The sequence below is a fragment of the Yersinia sp. 2545 StPb PI genome, assembly GCF_052217125.1.
Taxonomy (GTDB): Bacteria; Pseudomonadota; Gammaproteobacteria; order Enterobacterales; family Enterobacteriaceae; genus Yersinia; species Yersinia enterocolitica_E.
Map to the genome: position 1 here is coordinate 4,805,247 of NZ_JAZGPY010000001.1, position 17,510 is coordinate 4,822,756.

A 17,510-nucleotide genomic window follows, 5' to 3' on the forward strand; every position below is an offset into this window, starting at 1 on the left:
ATCACCGCCTCAACGGGAGGGCCGGTTCAGAGGCAGCACATCTGGCCGCCGCTACACCAGAAGAATGACGGGCCATTAACACTTCACCACCACCGCGACCGATGAACCGGTTACCTTGCCCTCAATTGGCTTGGGATCGCGCTCATCATTGTAAATAATGGTGCCGCTATAGGTGATTTCAGGAATGTCATCTGTGCCATCGGGTAAAAATTCGAAGGTAAGGTCGCGGCGGGTGGTGGTATCCACGAGATCTTTTTCTTCCAGATTAATCGATTTAGTCTGTTTAAACTTGTAGGTCTTATAGTTCACCATCATGTCGAAGATGATAATTAGTACATCTTTCTTCGGTGCGATGAAAAATATGGAGTAGGTCGTTTTCCTCGGTAAGGCATTCATTATTTGAATCTGGTTCGCACGGGTGCCACCATATCCGGGCAATTGCGGAGATGGTTCAATACCTGGTTCGATGTAAGTAAAATTACCACCATCCCGGGTATAATAACTGGTGGTGAAATAAATGGGATTCTCTGGCTTCATGCCTACTGGATAAATAAAAGGTTTTGGCTGCGTGGAAACATTCAATACCTGAGTATCGCTTTTTAATTCTACGCCATGCGCTGGATCGGAATATTGGGCTTTCAATAGCACCTGGTTGAATGTTTCCCATGCCTGTGTATCAAGTAACGAATCAATTTGCGCGTAGACAATACCGCATTGTGCCATGTTGATATATTGAACCAGACTATCAATTATATCTATTTTACCTGAATGATAGGGTTTTGAATGCAACCCTGAGAAATTCACCGTATATGAATAGCTGTAGGTGCGCCCCAGTTTTTTATCAATATACCATTTCTCGGTTTTTTGCGACGCGGTGTTTTTTCTGTCGAAGCGGAGTGTGCTGACATGGTTATCATCATATTTTGCGATAACAATAATATTTTCAATATCATATTTATCCAGGTCCTGACTGACATAAAATTCGGGTTGAATAAACTGAAAGAAGGGATCATCAAGATCGTATTCTTTGAAATAGTCATCGACCTTCTCAGCACCAACAATAGAGAGGATAGACGGCAACTGAGTCTGCGGCGCGATGGAAAAAGGAACAACACGGTTTTCTTCATATACGCGGGTGAAATCCTGCGTGTTTTTCAGACTTTCTTTAAATTTATCAAAACTACCCGCATCGTTCAGCAAATCCATACTCATATCCAGCCCTGTCTGGCTAGACAATATTTGTTGAAGTTGTGCTTGTCCCCAGTCCTCGAAGGTTTTTATCCAAGCGCTATATTGGTCATCTTTCATGCCCATTTCTTGCGCGCTGAGGCTGGTAATGACAGTGACCTTGGCGGCACCTTTCTCGGAAAATTCACGGGTGATTTCTTTTTCATCCGCAGACCAGGTATGCCGAGTAATGGTCTGCGTCACTTCTTTCATTTTCTCACTGTTGTAGGTGACAATAACTTTTACTGCCGGCAGAGAGGCATCCAGCGTGAAGTTATAACGAATCCCGACGCTGGCATTACTCGGTGTTCCTTTTAATACATTCTCAAACAGGGTTGCTCCCAGCCCCGTTAGCGACATGCTAAATACAGTATCGTTATTCCCCAAACCAGAGGGACTCAGTGGTGTGGGTATCTGACAGTAAAATACTTTGTTCTCATTGATGATCAATGAGGCCTGCGCTGAGGTATAGCGGGGTTGGCGCAATTGTATTTTACGCGCGTTATCGGGCATAAGTTGACCGAGAAATTGATCGTCACCCGCGTCAGGGTTATAAGCGAGTATATATTTTTTTGCTTGCTCTTCGGTTAATCCAGCATTTTGAAAAGCTTTAATTTTGGCATCTTGATTGGCTTTATTGGTCGGATCGGAATTAAATAATTCTTCAGCTTTAATATACTGGACGATAAGTTTTGATTTCGCCACAAGTTGCGGTGATATCCCACTATAAAGCTGTGCTTTTATTTTGTCGGCTTCGCTTTCTGATGGCACAGGAAGTTTGACGGTAAACTGTGCGTATCCGCCTTGTTGCTCTTCTTTACGATATTTATAGAATAAGAAGTCAGGTTTATTTTCCTGACCAGAAAATACTGGAGTTTCAGGAATAACATAAAAAATATTTTTATCTTCGCTATCGCCATAGCAGGTATAGGTATATACCTTGACGCCTAAGTGTTCTTTGGTATCTATTTTAATCGAATGCTGGATGGCTGTGGTTAACATAGCTTATTCCTCTTAACTCATGGTTATTTTTTGTATTGAAGTTCAATACGGAATGAGGTCGATTGCTGTACACCTGAATCGTAATTTCTGCTTATAAATGACGACGTTTTTCCCTGCCAGTGGTATTCAATACGGCCATTCAAGCTATTTGACTGGGTATTGAGTAACCAAGTGGTTTGCCACTGCTGATCGGAAAATGAAAAATTAAAGGTAGCGCGTTTGGCCTGACCTTCTGGGACGTAATTGGCACTGCCTGAAATCGTCTTAAAATCAGATTGTAAGTGGCGGGCATCAAAGGTCACTTCATGAAACCCGATATCCTGAACGGTCAGGTTGATGTCTGCTTGCCACTGGCGCGTGATATTAATGAATGAATAGTCGGAAAAGGTGACCTTGATATTTATCTCATTCACGCGACTATCGGCGGTGACGGTGAGAGGAGGAAAGTTTGGCCACTGCATGGGTATTTTTTTATCCGCCCACGTCAGTTCAATCGACATAATCATAAATTTGCTGGCATTGAAATCCAGGCTGACTTTGCAGGTATGCTGTTTTCCCGGATCGTCAGGTTGTTTTCGTTGAGGCTCAGGCAGTGGCGAAGGGTCATAGGAAATAAGTTTATTGGCGATAAAGCCGCTAAATAGCGTCGCGATATCCTGTTCGTCGATCAGTTCATAAGATTGGGGCAGGCTGCTTTCGTAAGAAAAATCATAGTCAATTCTGGTGGGTATCTCATCAATATGCGAGATATTGGCGAGCGTATTACTGAGGATGCTGGCAGCGAGATCGACCAGATTTTTTCTCACGGTCTCTTTGGTCTGCGGCGACGGGGTATTTTTAAACTCCTCGTCCAGCACGACGATACCAGCAGTAATTTGCTTGTCGAGTAGCTGCGCAATAGCTTCTGGTGTGCGGGTTTTGGTGTTAAACGCCAGTATTAGAAACTGCCGCCAGTCGCTGTTGAGACGGGCATTAACCGTAGTGCTTACCGTGAATTGTGTGTGGGTGGCAAGAAAAACCCGCTTCGCGTTGCCCTGTATGGCCTCAGTCAACTCTATCCCTTCCGAATGGGTGGTTGACATAGAGTTTCCTTCAAACTCAACCAGATAGGTGGCGTCACCCAGCGGCTCATGAAAGCGCAAGAAAATCGCCGTCTTCGCAGTACACTGCTTAAGGGTGATGTTACCGCCTGAGTGGGAGATATGTGTCTGAATATACTGTTGTATAGCTTGGGTATTGAGGGGAACTAACGGTGTAATCAGGATGACGAGGCCGCCTGCCGGACTGGTGGTAAGGTGAAAACCACTGGTTTTATTTCCCCGATCGTCATGAACTATCTCAGGCGTGAAGCAGCCGTAGGTATAGTCATTGGGCGGGCACCGCTGATCGTGAAAGACGAAAGCTCGATCAAGCAAAAAAAAGGACGCCAGATTTTTTTCAGGATTTAATGATTCAGTCTTCATTTTCAACCTCAAGTGTAATGGTTTGATTGCCCGTCACATAGTCCGACCATTTACCGTTACTGGTTTTATAACGAAACCCTGCCGCGTAAATTGATGTGACATTCCATTGATATTCATAGCAATTATCCTGCTGCGTAAACGTATGATCGCGCGTTTGCGTTTCACCCTGAGCTTGAAATCGTAACGTGACATAACGGATGCCAGTAGCAAACCGGGCGATAATGGTGGCGTGCTGCGCACCAAACTGAGGAAAACTATAAACACCGATGGTGGCTGACTGGATGATTGGCATATCGAGCACCACTGAGGCGGCGCTATCGTTATCCCAGGCGGTCAGCTTGGCATAGGCATCACGTCCCGTTATCGGATAACTGAAACAGGGCGAGGCCAGTGTGAGTTCAAAGGGTTCTGACAGGTTAGCGGAGGAGTAGTGGCCTGTGAGCATACTGTGTTGTGCGAATGTCGGATCGATATTGAGGGTCAGGAACTGACAAGGAAGGCTGGAATAATCCAGCGTCAGTATTTTGTTATTACTGGTTCGTTGCTCGCTGACGAGGGAGAGATATCCATTGGCGGTTGGGTAGCTAACGCGAATGTGGTACTGATATTCGCCATTCAAGCTGAACGTATTATTAATAAATGTGAAGGCCAAATAACTCTGACTGGGTATCAATAGCAGGGTTTGCTGTTGTCCAGCAGGATAAAGCTCGCCCGGAGGTAAAATGATTTGTATATCAATAAACGCCCCGTCTTTAAGACCCTGTGGGAAAGCGTAAAGGATGTTAATCCGCAGGTTACCGTCTGGCAACGCAGGTGCGGTTATCTGGTGGATAACCTGTTCGGGAGCCTCTTTGGCAATTTGTTGTGCCGTGGCAAAGGGATCCAATAAAAAGCAGATGGGGCGCCGGGTTAGCTCAACGCGTTTTAAATCAATTATCAGACGACGCTGTTTCTGGGGGAGCAACAGACAAATATAAGTAGTATTGGTGTTGGCGTTACCGATATAGGGCGATCCCAACGTGTTGAACAGACGATCGAGCAAAGCCTGCGCGAATAATAGCGCTTCTGCCGGGTTGGTTGAGGAGAAGGCTGGCGAGATTAGCAGCGGTAGCCGGGACAGATTTTCGTACATGTACTGAGTAAGCAACATGTAGGGAAACGCGATCCGGTTGTTGGACACCGGTTGGGCGTCTTTAACATTGGCCGCCAGTTCGGCAATTAACTGGCCGGGATCGCAATCTAGTGTGTAGTTCAGCCGTGGCGATACACCTTCGACAAAGCCATCGATACGAGCATTAAAGCCAACAATATTATCCAGCAACGTTTTTTTCATCAGTTGCGTGGTATCTGCATCAAGCGAGATCAAAAATTGAATCGACTGCGCCGAATACCAGGTCGGATCGTAATCCTGATGGGTTAATGCTGAATCATGGTCAGGTGGTGAGCGGAAACTTAGCTTATAGGGGATAACCGGCAAACCTTGGATAGCCTTCCCTGGGTGTTGGCGATTGAATGCCTCAAGTGCGCCGCCGCTGGCAAATTGTAGCTCAGCGGTAAAATCAAGGTCGCCGTAGATAATGTTGCTGCTTAGGCTGAGGATCACATCCAGTGCAAAGGCCAACGGATCACCAGCAATCAGGACGAAGGGTTCTGGATATAAATAATAGACATCAGACTGCTGACAGACGGCAACGACGCGCAGCTTGTCATCGGTGATAATTTGCTGAAAATCAGGATAACCAATAAACATATCAATCAATTACCTTATGGTTTTAATATGGTTTTGATAATCCTGACGCCATTCTTCCGGTAGCTGGTTTAGGATATTCACCGAGCGATGGTGGTAGGCCTCTTCGTAGTGATACTGCATCGTGCTATCGCCAACTAGCACGCCCGCGGCATACATGGTGCTGCTACTTTCTGTCAGATCTTTGATGGGGTCGTCAGTGGAAAGGTGCAGGTTGTACACCTCAATTTCGCCGTGTTGTTTGTTGATACGGCTGATAGCACAGTCACACTCTGGGGTTAGCAGTCGACTGGTCAGAGTCAATTCACTCGCCAGTTTCACACCGGTGGTAGTGCAAAAGGGGTGGCCCAGACTGGTGATAAGGGTTTTGAGCTGGCCGCTACTATCCCTGACTTCAATCTCAAGATAGTTTTGCTCCGTGCCGGTAATCACATCTTCGACTCTTAACGCTCGCCCATCCTGCGATTGCACCCATTCACCAATAAAGATGTCGTCAATGGCTTTTTCTTTACCATCCTGCATCAAAATGGGAGTGCCTTTACCTAAACAACCATAGGTAATCTGCATGGGTTTTAGTGTGTTGGTATTTAAAAAGCGCTGTTCAGGATCGAACGGACCGGGAGCATTGGTAATAAAACTGGCTACACTCGCTCCTTCAATTTGTAATGTCACTTTAAAGATATAATAAACCCGCTCACCGGAATCAAAATCGGGACGTTTGAATTTAAGCCAGTCTAGATCCCACGATAAAACGTTGCCATTAATTCGGGTTTTAGCGTCGTCAAAGAAATTAAAGTCATTGGCAGGGGTGATCGGATCGCCGCCCTGACGTTCGCGGACCAGATAAATTGAGTTATACGCGTTTATAGGCTTGCCATTATTTAAATCAATATTGCCGAAGTAGGTTACGCTGCCTTTTATCGGTACGGTGACATTGCCGTCAAAATTATTAAAGTAGTCACAGTCGCTTTCTTGACGGGCCAGACAGATTTTTATCAGATTATTTTTATTTAAATCAGCAGGAGAATCATTTTGAATTAATTTTGGGTAACTTTGTGTGGTAACAATTTCGGCCCCGTAAACTGTCTGGTTATTCACCGTTTGGGCGAAGGTATAGATGATATTAACCGGATAGCGGGTTTGTTTTAAACTGGCCGGGAAGGTGCCATTAGCCTGGATGGGGCAATTAGCAGTATAAATATAGTTATTTTTACATTGTACTGTTCCCGCAGGGCTGCCTGATTCGTCAAAAATACCTAAGGTTTGCGTGATGTTTACGGCTGACACCGGCAACGAACCAATGGCATTTGCTGAGAACGTTTGCCCATCAGTAGAATCCAGGCTGACGATGCTGTGTACCTGTTGTGCGCTATCGCTATCCCCCATCGCCAGTGAGCTGACGGCATATTTAGCCAGTTTGTGGTTTGCCCAGAGCTGACTGAAATTAGGACAACGAACGAGGCTGATACCTGCCAGTCCCAGTTGAATATCATAAAATTTCACCAGCAGCGGATCGTTGGTATTAATTATAAATACACCGGTGTTTGCATATTTATTAATTACACTGCTAATAATATTATTTTCAGAAAAACTATTTTTTCCTGAGGGCATAGTTGCAGATTGCATAATATCATTTCCCAATGAGTTTACTGTGATTATCTATACGAAAATTCTCTAAAGCATAGGGCGTTTGATAGAATATAGAGACAAATATTCAGCGTAATAAAACAAGGTGTTGGCTTAGTAACTCAAAAGCATTGACTGAAAATTTATATTTTCTATCTTTCGTATGCTGCCAGTTTTATGTAGGTAGCCGCGTTGGTTACTTGTTCTATCCGAGAGTCTGGCTCGGAAAGAGCCAATATGTTGTTAAGACAGAAATATTTTCTCCTGAGACGATGATTTTTTTGTGTGTAATATTGAAAATTTATTAAAATGGTGACGGTGTTCAATAGAGTAAATTAATTCAGTGTTACTCAGTATCGTAACCCTAGAAAATAATGTTAGCAGCAATGCAAAAAAAAACCACTGAGGAAATAGAGAATAGAGGGAAGCCGTCTGGGAAAATGTGCACAGCAGGATGGTGATGAGAATGAAATAATAGGATTTATATTCGTATTTTTATTGAGTTTCCTCTCCTTATTCTTTTATCTTACGTTTACTCATCCAATTTGTTGAATATGCTCAGCGCTGAGCATAAATACAACATTATTCAATTGAATTCATTCGTTAATATAATGGATTAAACGTGATAAAAAACGACGTTATTTTATCAGAAACGATTTCGTCGTATCGAACCCACAGCGCAACGCTACGGGAAAGCGGTGACCAACCACGATCACAACTGAAGTTATTACAAATAAAAAGATAAAAAATAGTCTAATCTAATGATAAATAATGATTTTATTTTAACGCCAGCAGCTTGTCATATAACTGTAATATTTCATACATTTTTCTGTCATTAAACTGTCCTATTTTCCCTCCTGCACCATACTTAATCTGATGAAAACAATTTATACACTTGGTACTTGAGTTGCAGCGTTGTTAGCTTGGTTCATTACTCAGCCCATCCTGCAATACCAGGTTCTTTGGTATAGAGTTAATTCTAATATCCCATTAGGAGGGATTATGAAACTGATGCGTACCACCGTAGCCAGCATTGTGGCAGCGACTTTATCTATGACCACTGTGTCCGCGTTCGCTGCTGCAAGCCTGACAGGTGCAGGTGCGACATTCCCCGCGCCGGTGTATGCCAAGTGGGCAGATTCTTATCAGAAAGAAACAGGTAACAAAGTTAACTATCAAGGGATCGGCTCTTCAGGTGGCGTAAAACAAATCATTGCCAATACTGTTGATTTCGGTGCTTCTGATGCGCCATTAGCAGACGATAAGCTGGCGGCTGAAGGTTTGTTCCAATTCCCAACTGTGATTGGTGGTGTGGTGCTGGCCGTTAATATCCCTGGCATCAAATCTGGTGAACTGACTTTAGACGGTAAAACACTGGGTGATATTTATCTGGGTAATGTGAAGAAGTGGAATGACCCGGCGATTGTGAAGCTGAATCCGGGCGTTAAATTGCCAGATCAAAATATTGCAGTGGTGCGCCGTGCTGATGGTTCTGGCACTTCATTCGTATTCACCAGCTATCTAGCTAAAGTGAATGCGCAGTGGAAAGAGAAAGTGGGTGCAGGCTCAACGGTTAACTGGCCGACCGGTTTAGGTGGTAAAGGTAACGACGGTATTGCGGCATTTGTTCAGCGCTTGCCAGGTGCCATTGGTTATGTGGAATACGCTTATGCCAAACAAAATAACCTGGCTTACACCAAACTGGTTTCAGCCGATGGCAAACCAGTCAGCCCAACAGAGCAAAGCTTTAGCGCTGCGGCCAAAGGTGTAGACTGGAGCAAAACGTTTGCTCAAGACTTAACCAATCAGAAAGGTGATGATGTTTGGCCAATTACCTCTACTACTTTCATTTTGGTGCACAAAGAGCAGAAAAATGCGGCTAAAGGCACTGAAGTACTGAAGTTCTTTGATTGGGCATACAAAAACGGTGCTGAACAAGCTAATGCGCTGGATTACGCCACATTACCAAAAGAAGTGGTTGAACAGGTTCGTGCAGCTTGGAAAACCAATGTTAAAGACAGCAACGGTAAGCCAATCTTCTGATTGAAGTTAGTTTTGCCTGTAATAATTTATTTATAAGATATTGATTTAATATACCCAAAGTAATTGAAGTTGCAGGTAGGCGGCAAGTGAACGAACCCCGATGAGCTGACTCAGGTCAGTGATTCGGGTGAGCGAACATAACCAACAACCCTGCGGCTTCAAGTACGAAGGGAATTAACACCCGGATGAGAAGAGAGTCTATGGCTGATTATAAGCCGACTACCAAAGCACCGAGCAAATACGGTGACATCATTTTCAGCGCGCTGGTTAAACTGGCTGCGCTGATTACGCTATTTCTGCTGGGCGGCATTATCATTTCATTGATTGTTGCTTCTTGGCCAAGTATTCAAAAATTTGGTTGGGCTTTCCTGTGGACCAAAGAATGGGATGCCCCGGCTGAGCAGTTTGGTGCATTAGTGCCGATTTATGGCACAGTTGTCACCTCTGTTATCGCCTTACTTATTGCAGTCCCGGTCAGTTTTGGTATTGCCTTGTTCCTGACTGAGCTGGCCCCTAACTGGCTAAAACGCCCACTGGGTGTGGCTATCGAACTATTAGCGGCTATCCCTAGTATTGTTTACGGGATGTGGGGTTTGTTTGTTTTCGCTCCCTTATTTGCCCGCTATTTCCAAGAACCCGTCGGCAACGTGATGTCTGGCATCCCGATTGTGGGTGTGTTGTTCTCAGGCCCGGCATTCGGTATTGGTATTCTGGCCGCAGGTGTCATCCTGGCCATCATGATTATTCCTTACATTGCAGCGGTTATGCGCGATGTGTTTGAGCAAACCCCGGTGATGATGAAAGAGTCAGCCTATGGTATTGGCTGTACCACTTGGGAAGTTATCTGGCGCATTGTGCTGCCTTACACCAAAAACGGTGTGATTGGCGGTGTGATGCTGGGCCTGGGGCGCGCTTTGGGTGAAACCATGGCAGTGACCTTTATTATCGGTAACACCTACCAACTCGACAGTTTCTCACTCTTCATGCCAGGGAACAGTATCACCTCTGCGTTAGCGAATGAGTTTGCTGAAGCGGAGTCCGGTTTACATACTGCCGCGCTGATGGAATTGGGCCTGATATTGTTCGTGATTACCTTTATCGTGCTGGCGTTATCTAAGTTAATGATTTTGCGTCTGGCTAAGAAAGAGGGGCGCTAAGATGGCGATAATGGATATGCAAAGTGATGCGACGCTACTGGAAACCCGCCGTAAAAAGCAGGCCTGGCGTCGCCAAAAGAACCGTATAGCCTTACTGCTTTCAATGGCTACCATGGCGTTTGGTTTGTTTTGGTTGGTGTGGATTTTGTTCTCCACCGTGACCAAAGGAATTGACGGCATGTCTTTGGCGCTGTTTACCGAGATGACTCCGCCACCCAATACCGCGGGTGGTGGTTTGGCTAACGCCATTGCCGGCAGTGGTTTATTGATCTTATGGGCCACAGTCATTGGCACCCCTCTGGGTATCATGGCGGGGATTTACCTGGCTGAATATGGCCGTAAATCCTGGTTGGCGGAAATTACCCGCTTTATAAATGATATTTTGCTATCAGCACCTTCCATCGTGGTCGGTCTGTTTGTCTACACCATCGTGGTTGCCAAGATGGAGCACTTCTCCGGTTGGGCTGGGGTGATTGCATTGGCGCTGTTACAAGTGCCGATTGTTATCCGTACTACTGAGAACATGCTCAAGTTGGTACCAGATAGCCTGCGTGAAGCTGCCTATGCCCTGGGAACACCGAAATGGCGCATGATATCGGCTATTACGCTGAAAGCGTCTATCTCCGGTATTTTGACAGGCATCTTGCTCGCGGTAGCACGTATTGCCGGTGAAACAGCACCCTTGCTGTTCACATCGCTCTCCAACCAGTTCTGGAGCACTGATCTGAGCCAGCCTATCGCTAACTTGCCGGTTACTATATTTAAATTTGCCATGAGCCCATTTGCCGAATGGCAACAACTGGCTTGGGCAGGGGTGCTGCTAATTACCCTGTGTGTATTGTTACTGAATATTCTGGCTCGGGTTATTTTCGCGAAGAAAAAGTATTAATCGGCTGCGTAAGTATCAGCATTGAGTAATGAAAATACCGAATCGCCAATAAATTTCAAAATGCGGCTACGGCGGCATTGGCTAAAAGAGAGAAGTCTTGATGAGTATGGCTACTGACATCAATAACAGCAAAATCCAGGTTCGCGATCTGAACTTCTACTATGGCAAATTCCATGCGCTAAAGAATATCTCGCTGGATATTGCTAAGAACCAGGTCACAGCATTCATCGGGCCATCAGGTTGCGGTAAATCTACTCTGCTGCGTACATTCAATAAAATGTATCAGTTGTATCCTGATCAACGTGCTGAAGGCGATATTTTATTGGACGGTCAGAATATCCTGACTGACAAACAAGATATTGCGTTGTTGCGGGCTAAAGTTGGCATGGTTTTCCAAAAACCGACCCCGTTCCCGATGTCGATTTACGATAACATCGCCTTTGGTGTGAAACTGTTCGAAAACTTGTCCCGTGCTGATATGGATGAACGGGTGCAATGGGCGCTGACCAAAGCGGCATTATGGAATGAAACCAAAGATAAATTACACCAGAGTGGTTATAGCTTGTCAGGCGGGCAGCAGCAGCGTTTGTGTATTGCCCGTGGTATTGCTATCCGCCCTGATGTATTGCTGTTGGATGAGCCTTGCTCAGCGTTGGACCCTATATCCACCGGTAGAATTGAAGAGTTGATCAGCGAATTGAAGTCCGATTACACGGTAGTTATTGTGACGCATAACATGCAGCAAGCTGCACGTTGCTCAGACCACACTGCATTTATGTATCTGGGCGAGCTAATCGAATTCAGTGATACCGATACCCTGTTTACTGCGCCACAGCAGAAACAGACGGAAGATTATATTACTGGTCGCTATGGCTGATCGGCCTATCCCCGTAATACTTCAAGCTGCATGTGCGTTGGCTGCTTTCGTTCACCCCAGTCACTTACTTGAGTAAGCTCCTGGGGATTCGCTCAATTGCCGCCTTCCTGCAACTCGAATTATTTAGGGTATACATCAATTTCGCCTACTTACACGTACGGGAAGTATTATGGATAACTTGAATCTGAATAAACATATTTCCGGCCAGTTCAATGCAGAACTTGAACATATCCGCACCCAAGTATTGACCATGGGTGGACTGGTGGAACAACAATTATCTGACGCGATCACCGCAATGCATAATCAGGACGGTGAACTGGCGAAGCAAGTAATTGCAGGCGATAGAAAGGTCAATATGATGGAAGTGGCGATTGATGAAGCCTGTGTGCGCATCATTGCCAAACGTCAACCTACGGCCAGTGATTTACGCTTGGTGATGGCGATTATTAAAACTATCTCTGAGCTGGAGCGCATCGGTGACGTAGCAGATAAAATCTGCCGTACCGCGCTGGAAAAATTCTCTCATCAGCATCAGCCTTTGTTGGTTAGTCTGGAGTCTTTGGGCCGCCATACGGTGCAAATGTTGCATGATGTGCTGGATGCTTTCGCACGTATGGATTTGGACGAGGCTATTCGGATCTATCGCGAAGATAAAAAGGTTGATCAGGAATATGAGGGCATCGTGCGGCAATTGATGACTTATATGATGGAAGATCCGCGAACTATCCCAAGTGTACTGACTGCCCTGTTTTGCGCTCGCTCTATTGAGCGTATTGGCGACCGCTGTCAGAATATTTGTGAGTTTATCTTCTATTTCGTCAAAGGGCAGGATTTCCGCCACCTTGGTGGCGATGATTTAGAGAAACTGCTTTCCAGTAAGACTGAAAAATAACGATTTCCCCAATCATCCTGGCGAATTAGGCAGGTTGGGGATTGTTTTTTGTATTTGCCCTCCCTTTTTGAGCAATATAAGATAACTCTATATTGTTTCATGTTTGTTTATATTCTAAATCCTAATTTGCTGACATAATAAAATAGCATTATGCTTCTCTGTTTTTATATATTCCTGATAATTTTGTTATGGGTGGGAAATATATTTTCCTTTTGACGGAAGATGTATTTCCTATATCTAAATTTTTTTTGGTGATATTTAAATTTCAGCTTAACATGATTATTTTGGTATGTTTTTACGCGGGAGCGGGATAAGTGAACATGGGTCTGTATACACACAAAAATGTAACGCTTAGCCTATTTTGGTTGCTATGGATAGCATGTTTAGTGAGCTATATAGTCTACAATTTATTTTTTTATCTACTGCTTGCTCCTACTCTATTCCTTATCTTTATCTTGATAAAAATTATGTTTAAAAAGAAAACTAACAGTAATAATGAGGTGTTTCCTGTGACGAATATTCCCCATAAAGCCCATTCACCATTAACTGATTTGTCACCAGATACAACTAAAACAAATACCGTTATCGCCGCAGGTACGCAATTAACAGGTGATGTTAGGCTTGATGGCGACATTCAAATTTATGGTGTAGTGGTCGGCGATATTATCGTTAGTGATGGCACCATAAGGCTGATGCGCAGTGGCAAGATTGAGGGTAATTTAACCGCACCACACATTACGGTGGATGGACGTATTGAAGGGATCTGTGTTTCTGATCATCTGGAAATTCTGGAAAATGGACGTTTAAACGGCATTGTGAAAGGCAGTAATTTCTCAATCAAGAAAGGTGGCGTCTTTATCGGTCAGTCTGAGATAACAGAGGAACCTGACAGCCAAAGCAAGGGTAAAGTAAAACCTGCTGTAATAGTGCCCCAGGAAAAGGCTAATACAGAAGAAGCCCGATCTGATGCCAGTTCCAGTAGCAAATAATTCTGCCAGTTCACTTTTTTCTAATACATGCTAATAACACGATTGGGCTAAACTTTAGGGCTACGATCGTGTTACTTGCTCACTTTTTTGGGTGTTTTTTCATCGATTATTTTTTTATTTGCTGAATATACAGCATTTTTCAACCTACAACTTCAGAAACAGGCTTTGGGATGCACTCTAAGGCTCCCTATTCTCCTCATTTTCCTTTGCCACCGATCCCACTTTCTTTGCCAATATAATCAGACTAATTGACTGAGATTAATTAGTTATAAATATATCGTTTTATATTATTTCCTGACCTAACGCCGAATTGATAGCTTATCCACATCGCAACATCTCAATCATCTTAGGAGCTTTCAATGAAGCAATCTCTGTCCACAAAAAAAAGCGCACTGGCATTAACGCTGTTAGCGGGTCTGGCGACGCTGTCTGGTGCAGCCCACGCTGATAAACTGGATGATATCAAGCAAGCGGGTGTGGTGCGGATTGCTGTTTTTGATAGTAATCCTCCATTTGGTTATATCGACCCACAGACTAAAAAGCTGGTGGGATATGACGTGGACGTGGCGAATGCTATCGCGAAAGATCTCGGTGTAAAAGTAGAACTACGCGCCACTAACCCGGCCAACCGTATTCCATTACTGACATCGAAGAAAGTTGATCTGATTGCGGCAAACTTCACTATTACTGATGAGCGCGCTAAGGAAGTTAACTTCAGCCTGCCATATTTCGCTACGGGTCAGAAATTTATCGCGCATAAAGGTGTGCTAAAGACACCTGAAGATATCGGCAAATTACGTATTGGTGCGGATAAAGGTACGGTTCAGGAAATTACCCTGCGGGAGCATTATCCAACCGCAAAAGTGATTTCTTACGATGATACACCGCTGGCATTTACTGCTTTGCGTAATGGTAACGTTCAAGCTATCACCCAGGATGATGCGAAACTTGTCGGCCTGCTCGGTAACTTACCGGCGGCACAAAAAGCTGATTTTGAGATCTCACCGTTCAGTATTACCAAAGAGTACCAAGGGGTTGGTATTCCTAAGGGTGAAGAGCGCTTAACGGCAAGTATTAACGAAACACTGGTGAAATTGGAAAAAGATGGCGAAGCGGCGAAGATTTATGATCGTTGGTTTGGCCCAGCAACCAATGCAGCCCAGCCGCGCGGTGAGTTTAAATTTGCGCCATTGGATCAGCAACCTAAAGCCTAATATATCCTTCGTCCTTGAAGTGAGAACATTAAAGCCCTGCATTGTCACGATGTGGGGCTGCTTGCATTGTAATCCGTTAGTGATTAACACCATGGGGGATAGGTAAGATGGATTTTACAACACAGCTAATAATAACTATTGAGATGCTTTTAGCGCGATATGGGTATCAAGACCTATGAATCTACATCATCTCACTGATTGGTTGTTGGCCCCGCAATATCTTAACTGGCTGTGGCAGGGGTTTCTGCTTACGTTGTGGATTTCTGCCTGCACGGTGGTTGCTGCCACGTTATTAGGCTTTTTGCTCGCTGCCGCCAGAGATAGTGAACTTAAAGTGCTGCGGTGGTTTGCTGTTGGCTATAGCACGCTATTTCGCAATACGCCGCTGCTGATACAACTGTTCTTTTGGTATTTTGCTGCCAGTCAGTTTCTGCCTGCTTCCTGGGTTCCATGGCTCAATACGCCCCATGAAATCACCTTTATCGGACTCACGTTAAGTTGGCCTTCTTTTGAATTTTTAGCCGGGTTTATCGGGCTAACCCTCTATTCCACGGCGTTTATTGCTGAAGAATTACGTTCTGGGATCAGCGGTGTCGCTAAAGGACAAAAATACGCGGCACATGCGCTGGGGTTAACGGGCTGGCAATCGATGCGCCATGTGGTGTTGCCGCAGGCGTTGAAAATTGCCATGCCGCCATTGTTGGGCCAGTACATGAATATTATTAAAAACTCCTCTTTAGCGATGGCTATCGGGGTGGCTGAGCTTTCCTATGCTTCTCGTCAGGTTGAAACCGAAACATTGCGGACATTTCAAGCCTTTGGGGTGGCAACAGTATTGTATATCGCCATTATCGCGTTGATTGAAGCCTGGGGCATGTGGCGTCAACAGCGAACCACAATCAGGGGGCATTGAGATGGATTTTACAATTATTGCTGATAACTGGACTTATCTACTGTGGGGTACTTTCCCTGATGGCCCTCTGGGTGGGGCGGCATTAACCCTGCTGATCAGTATCATGGCTGGAGTGGCCTCCGCAATCTTAGGGACCGTGCTGGGGGTATTGCTGGCAATGTCTCGTGGTGTTTGGGCGGGCGTATTGGCGGCTTTTTTGGGCTTTTTCCGCGCCATCCCGGTGATAATGCTGATTTTTTGGACTTACTTCCTGCTGCCAATTGTATTTGGTGTGGATATCCCCGAAATCACCACGGTGGTGTGTGCACTGGCATTGATTGCTTCCGCCTATCTGGCGCACGCAGTAAAAGCGGGGATTGTGGCGATTGGTGCAGGGCAGTGGCAGGCTGGGTTGTCGCTAGGTTTTAACCGCTGGCAGGTTTTATGGTTTGTGGTCTTGCCGCAAGCATTGCGCATGATGGTGCCATCATTTATCAATCAATGGATTTCATTGATTAAGGACACATCGCTGGCTTATATAGTTGGGGTGAATGAACTGACTTTTCTGGCAACTCAGGTTAATAACCGCAGCATGGTTTATCCAATGGAAGTGTTTCTGTTTGTCGCGTTGGTCTACTTCGTTTTATGCCTGGCTTTGGATTTATTGGCAAATGGCCTTAACCGCCGTTTTAGCCCACAGCATGCTATTAAGAAACAAAGTGCCATTAAACGTTCATGGCGCTGGTTGAGTCATAAACCAGCGCCGTCGGCACACTAATGATGAGTAATCTGCCAGCCTCTTTCGCGCCACAAGTCAGGCAGTTGCTGCATATCATCAAACATGGTGACTAGCGGGTGGTGTATCGGCTGGTTGTGTGGATCGGCGCAGTAGTAAAATACCGGTATACCTGCGGCAATCCCAGCGTGGGTGCCGGCCGCGGAGTCCTCCACCAAAATGCAGTGCTCGGCGGCCACCTGCATCTCTTTTGCCGCGTGATAAATCAGCGCGGGATCAGGCTTCCAACGCTGAATGTCGTAACCGCTATAGAGGCGCGTATCAAAGAAAGACAGCAGGCCAGTCAGGCCAAGGGAGTGCTGCATTTTGCTCACTGGCCCGTTGGAGACCACGCAGACGGGCAGGGTGATTTGCTCCAATAGCGCTTTTGCCCCAGCAATAGGCTGTAATTCGGCATCAAACAGGCGTGCAACCTCAGCGCGGTAGAGTTTTTCCAGCGTTGCTATTGATTCATCCAGACCGTTTTCTTTACTCACCAGCGCGACTATTTCATTCAGTTTTACCCCTTTAAAACGCTTAATCACCTCTTCCAGCGACAGGTGAATACCGTAATGGGCAAACATCACGACGTATGCACGACAACACAGAACTTCACTGTCAACCAAGGTGCCATCGCAATCGAACATGACGCATTCAATGTTATTCACTCTACTTATCCTTAAATTGTGCAGATCTACGTTCACTTCACTTTAATCA

14 protein-coding genes are annotated in these 17,510 nt (G+C 45.2%); 9 read left to right on the plus strand and 5 right to left on the minus strand.

Features of this window, described 5'->3' with window-relative positions; translation table 11 throughout:
• Positions 1-75 precede the first annotated feature (75 nt).
• Genes V1955_RS22235 through V1955_RS22250 form a run of 4 tightly spaced genes read right to left on the minus strand, consistent with a single transcriptional unit; the run spans position 76 to position 7,065 of the window.
• A complete protein-coding gene (locus V1955_RS22235) occupies positions 76-2,229 on the minus strand; it encodes a hypothetical protein (RefSeq protein WP_442821404.1) in 2,154 nt (717 codons plus the stop codon).
• Between the two features lie 23 nt (positions 2,230-2,252).
• Entirely contained in the window at positions 2,253-3,692 is a 1,440-nt protein-coding gene (locus tag V1955_RS22240) for a hypothetical protein (RefSeq protein WP_372569826.1), read from the minus strand.
• Positions 3,682-5,442, minus strand: a complete 1,761-nt coding sequence (locus V1955_RS22245) for a hypothetical protein (protein WP_442821405.1) — start codon at positions 5,440-5,442, stop codon at positions 3,682-3,684. Before V1955_RS22245 ends, V1955_RS22240 begins: the two co-directional genes overlap by 11 nt.
• A gap of 9 nt (positions 5,443-5,451) precedes the next feature.
• Positions 5,452-7,065, minus strand: coding sequence for a Hint domain-containing protein (locus V1955_RS22250; RefSeq protein WP_442821406.1), 1,614 nt, complete (start codon positions 7,063-7,065; stop codon positions 5,452-5,454).
• Positions 7,066-8,067: 1,002 nt separating this feature from the next.
• Here V1955_RS22250 and pstS point away from each other — a divergent pair.
• From pstS to V1955_RS22295, 9 genes are all read left to right on the plus strand, one after another.
• A complete protein-coding gene (gene pstS / locus V1955_RS22255) occupies positions 8,068-9,108 on the plus strand; it encodes a phosphate ABC transporter substrate-binding protein PstS (protein WP_083161568.1) in 1,041 nt (346 codons plus the stop codon).
• Positions 9,109-9,308: 200 nt separating this feature from the next.
• Positions 9,309-10,265: a phosphate ABC transporter permease PstC gene (gene pstC / locus V1955_RS22260; RefSeq protein WP_005186724.1), complete on the plus strand. Its 957-nt coding sequence runs from the start codon at positions 9,309-9,311 to the stop codon at positions 10,263-10,265.
• 1 nt (position 10,266) lies between these two features.
• Positions 10,267-11,154 carry a phosphate ABC transporter permease PstA gene (gene pstA, locus V1955_RS22265; RefSeq protein WP_442821407.1) on the plus strand — a complete coding sequence of 296 codons (888 nt, stop codon included), beginning with the start codon at positions 10,267-10,269 and terminating at the stop codon, positions 11,152-11,154.
• 100 nt (positions 11,155-11,254) lie between these two features.
• Complete coding sequence (gene pstB, locus V1955_RS22270; protein WP_004713904.1) at positions 11,255-12,031, plus strand: phosphate ABC transporter ATP-binding protein PstB; 777 nt, start codon at positions 11,255-11,257, stop codon at positions 12,029-12,031.
• 169 nt (positions 12,032-12,200) lie between these two features.
• Entirely contained in the window at positions 12,201-12,923 is a 723-nt protein-coding gene (phoU, locus tag V1955_RS22275) for a phosphate signaling complex protein PhoU (RefSeq protein WP_049612252.1), read from the plus strand.
• Between the two features lie 320 nt (positions 12,924-13,243).
• Positions 13,244-13,912, plus strand: a complete 669-nt coding sequence (locus V1955_RS22280) for a bactofilin family protein (RefSeq protein ID WP_420072752.1) — start codon at positions 13,244-13,246, stop codon at positions 13,910-13,912.
• Positions 13,913-14,271: 359 nt separating this feature from the next.
• A complete protein-coding gene (locus V1955_RS22285; RefSeq protein WP_083161564.1) occupies positions 14,272-15,126 on the plus strand; it encodes an ABC transporter substrate-binding protein in 855 nt (284 codons plus the stop codon).
• 175 nt (positions 15,127-15,301) lie between these two features.
• On the plus strand, positions 15,302-16,039 hold the full coding sequence (locus V1955_RS22290) for an amino acid ABC transporter permease (RefSeq protein ID WP_083161562.1): 738 nt from the start codon (positions 15,302-15,304) through the stop codon (positions 16,037-16,039).
• 1 nt (position 16,040) lies between these two features.
• Complete coding sequence (locus tag V1955_RS22295; protein ID WP_372560188.1) at positions 16,041-16,796, plus strand: amino acid ABC transporter permease; 756 nt, start codon at positions 16,041-16,043, stop codon at positions 16,794-16,796.
• Here the strand turns inward: V1955_RS22295 and yieH are convergent.
• Positions 16,793-17,461, minus strand: coding sequence for a 6-phosphogluconate phosphatase (gene yieH / locus V1955_RS22300; RefSeq protein ID WP_083161558.1), 669 nt, complete (start codon positions 17,459-17,461; stop codon positions 16,793-16,795). The two genes, V1955_RS22295 and yieH, sit on opposite strands and share 4 nt — an antisense overlap.
• Positions 17,462-17,510: the final 49 nt, after the last annotated feature.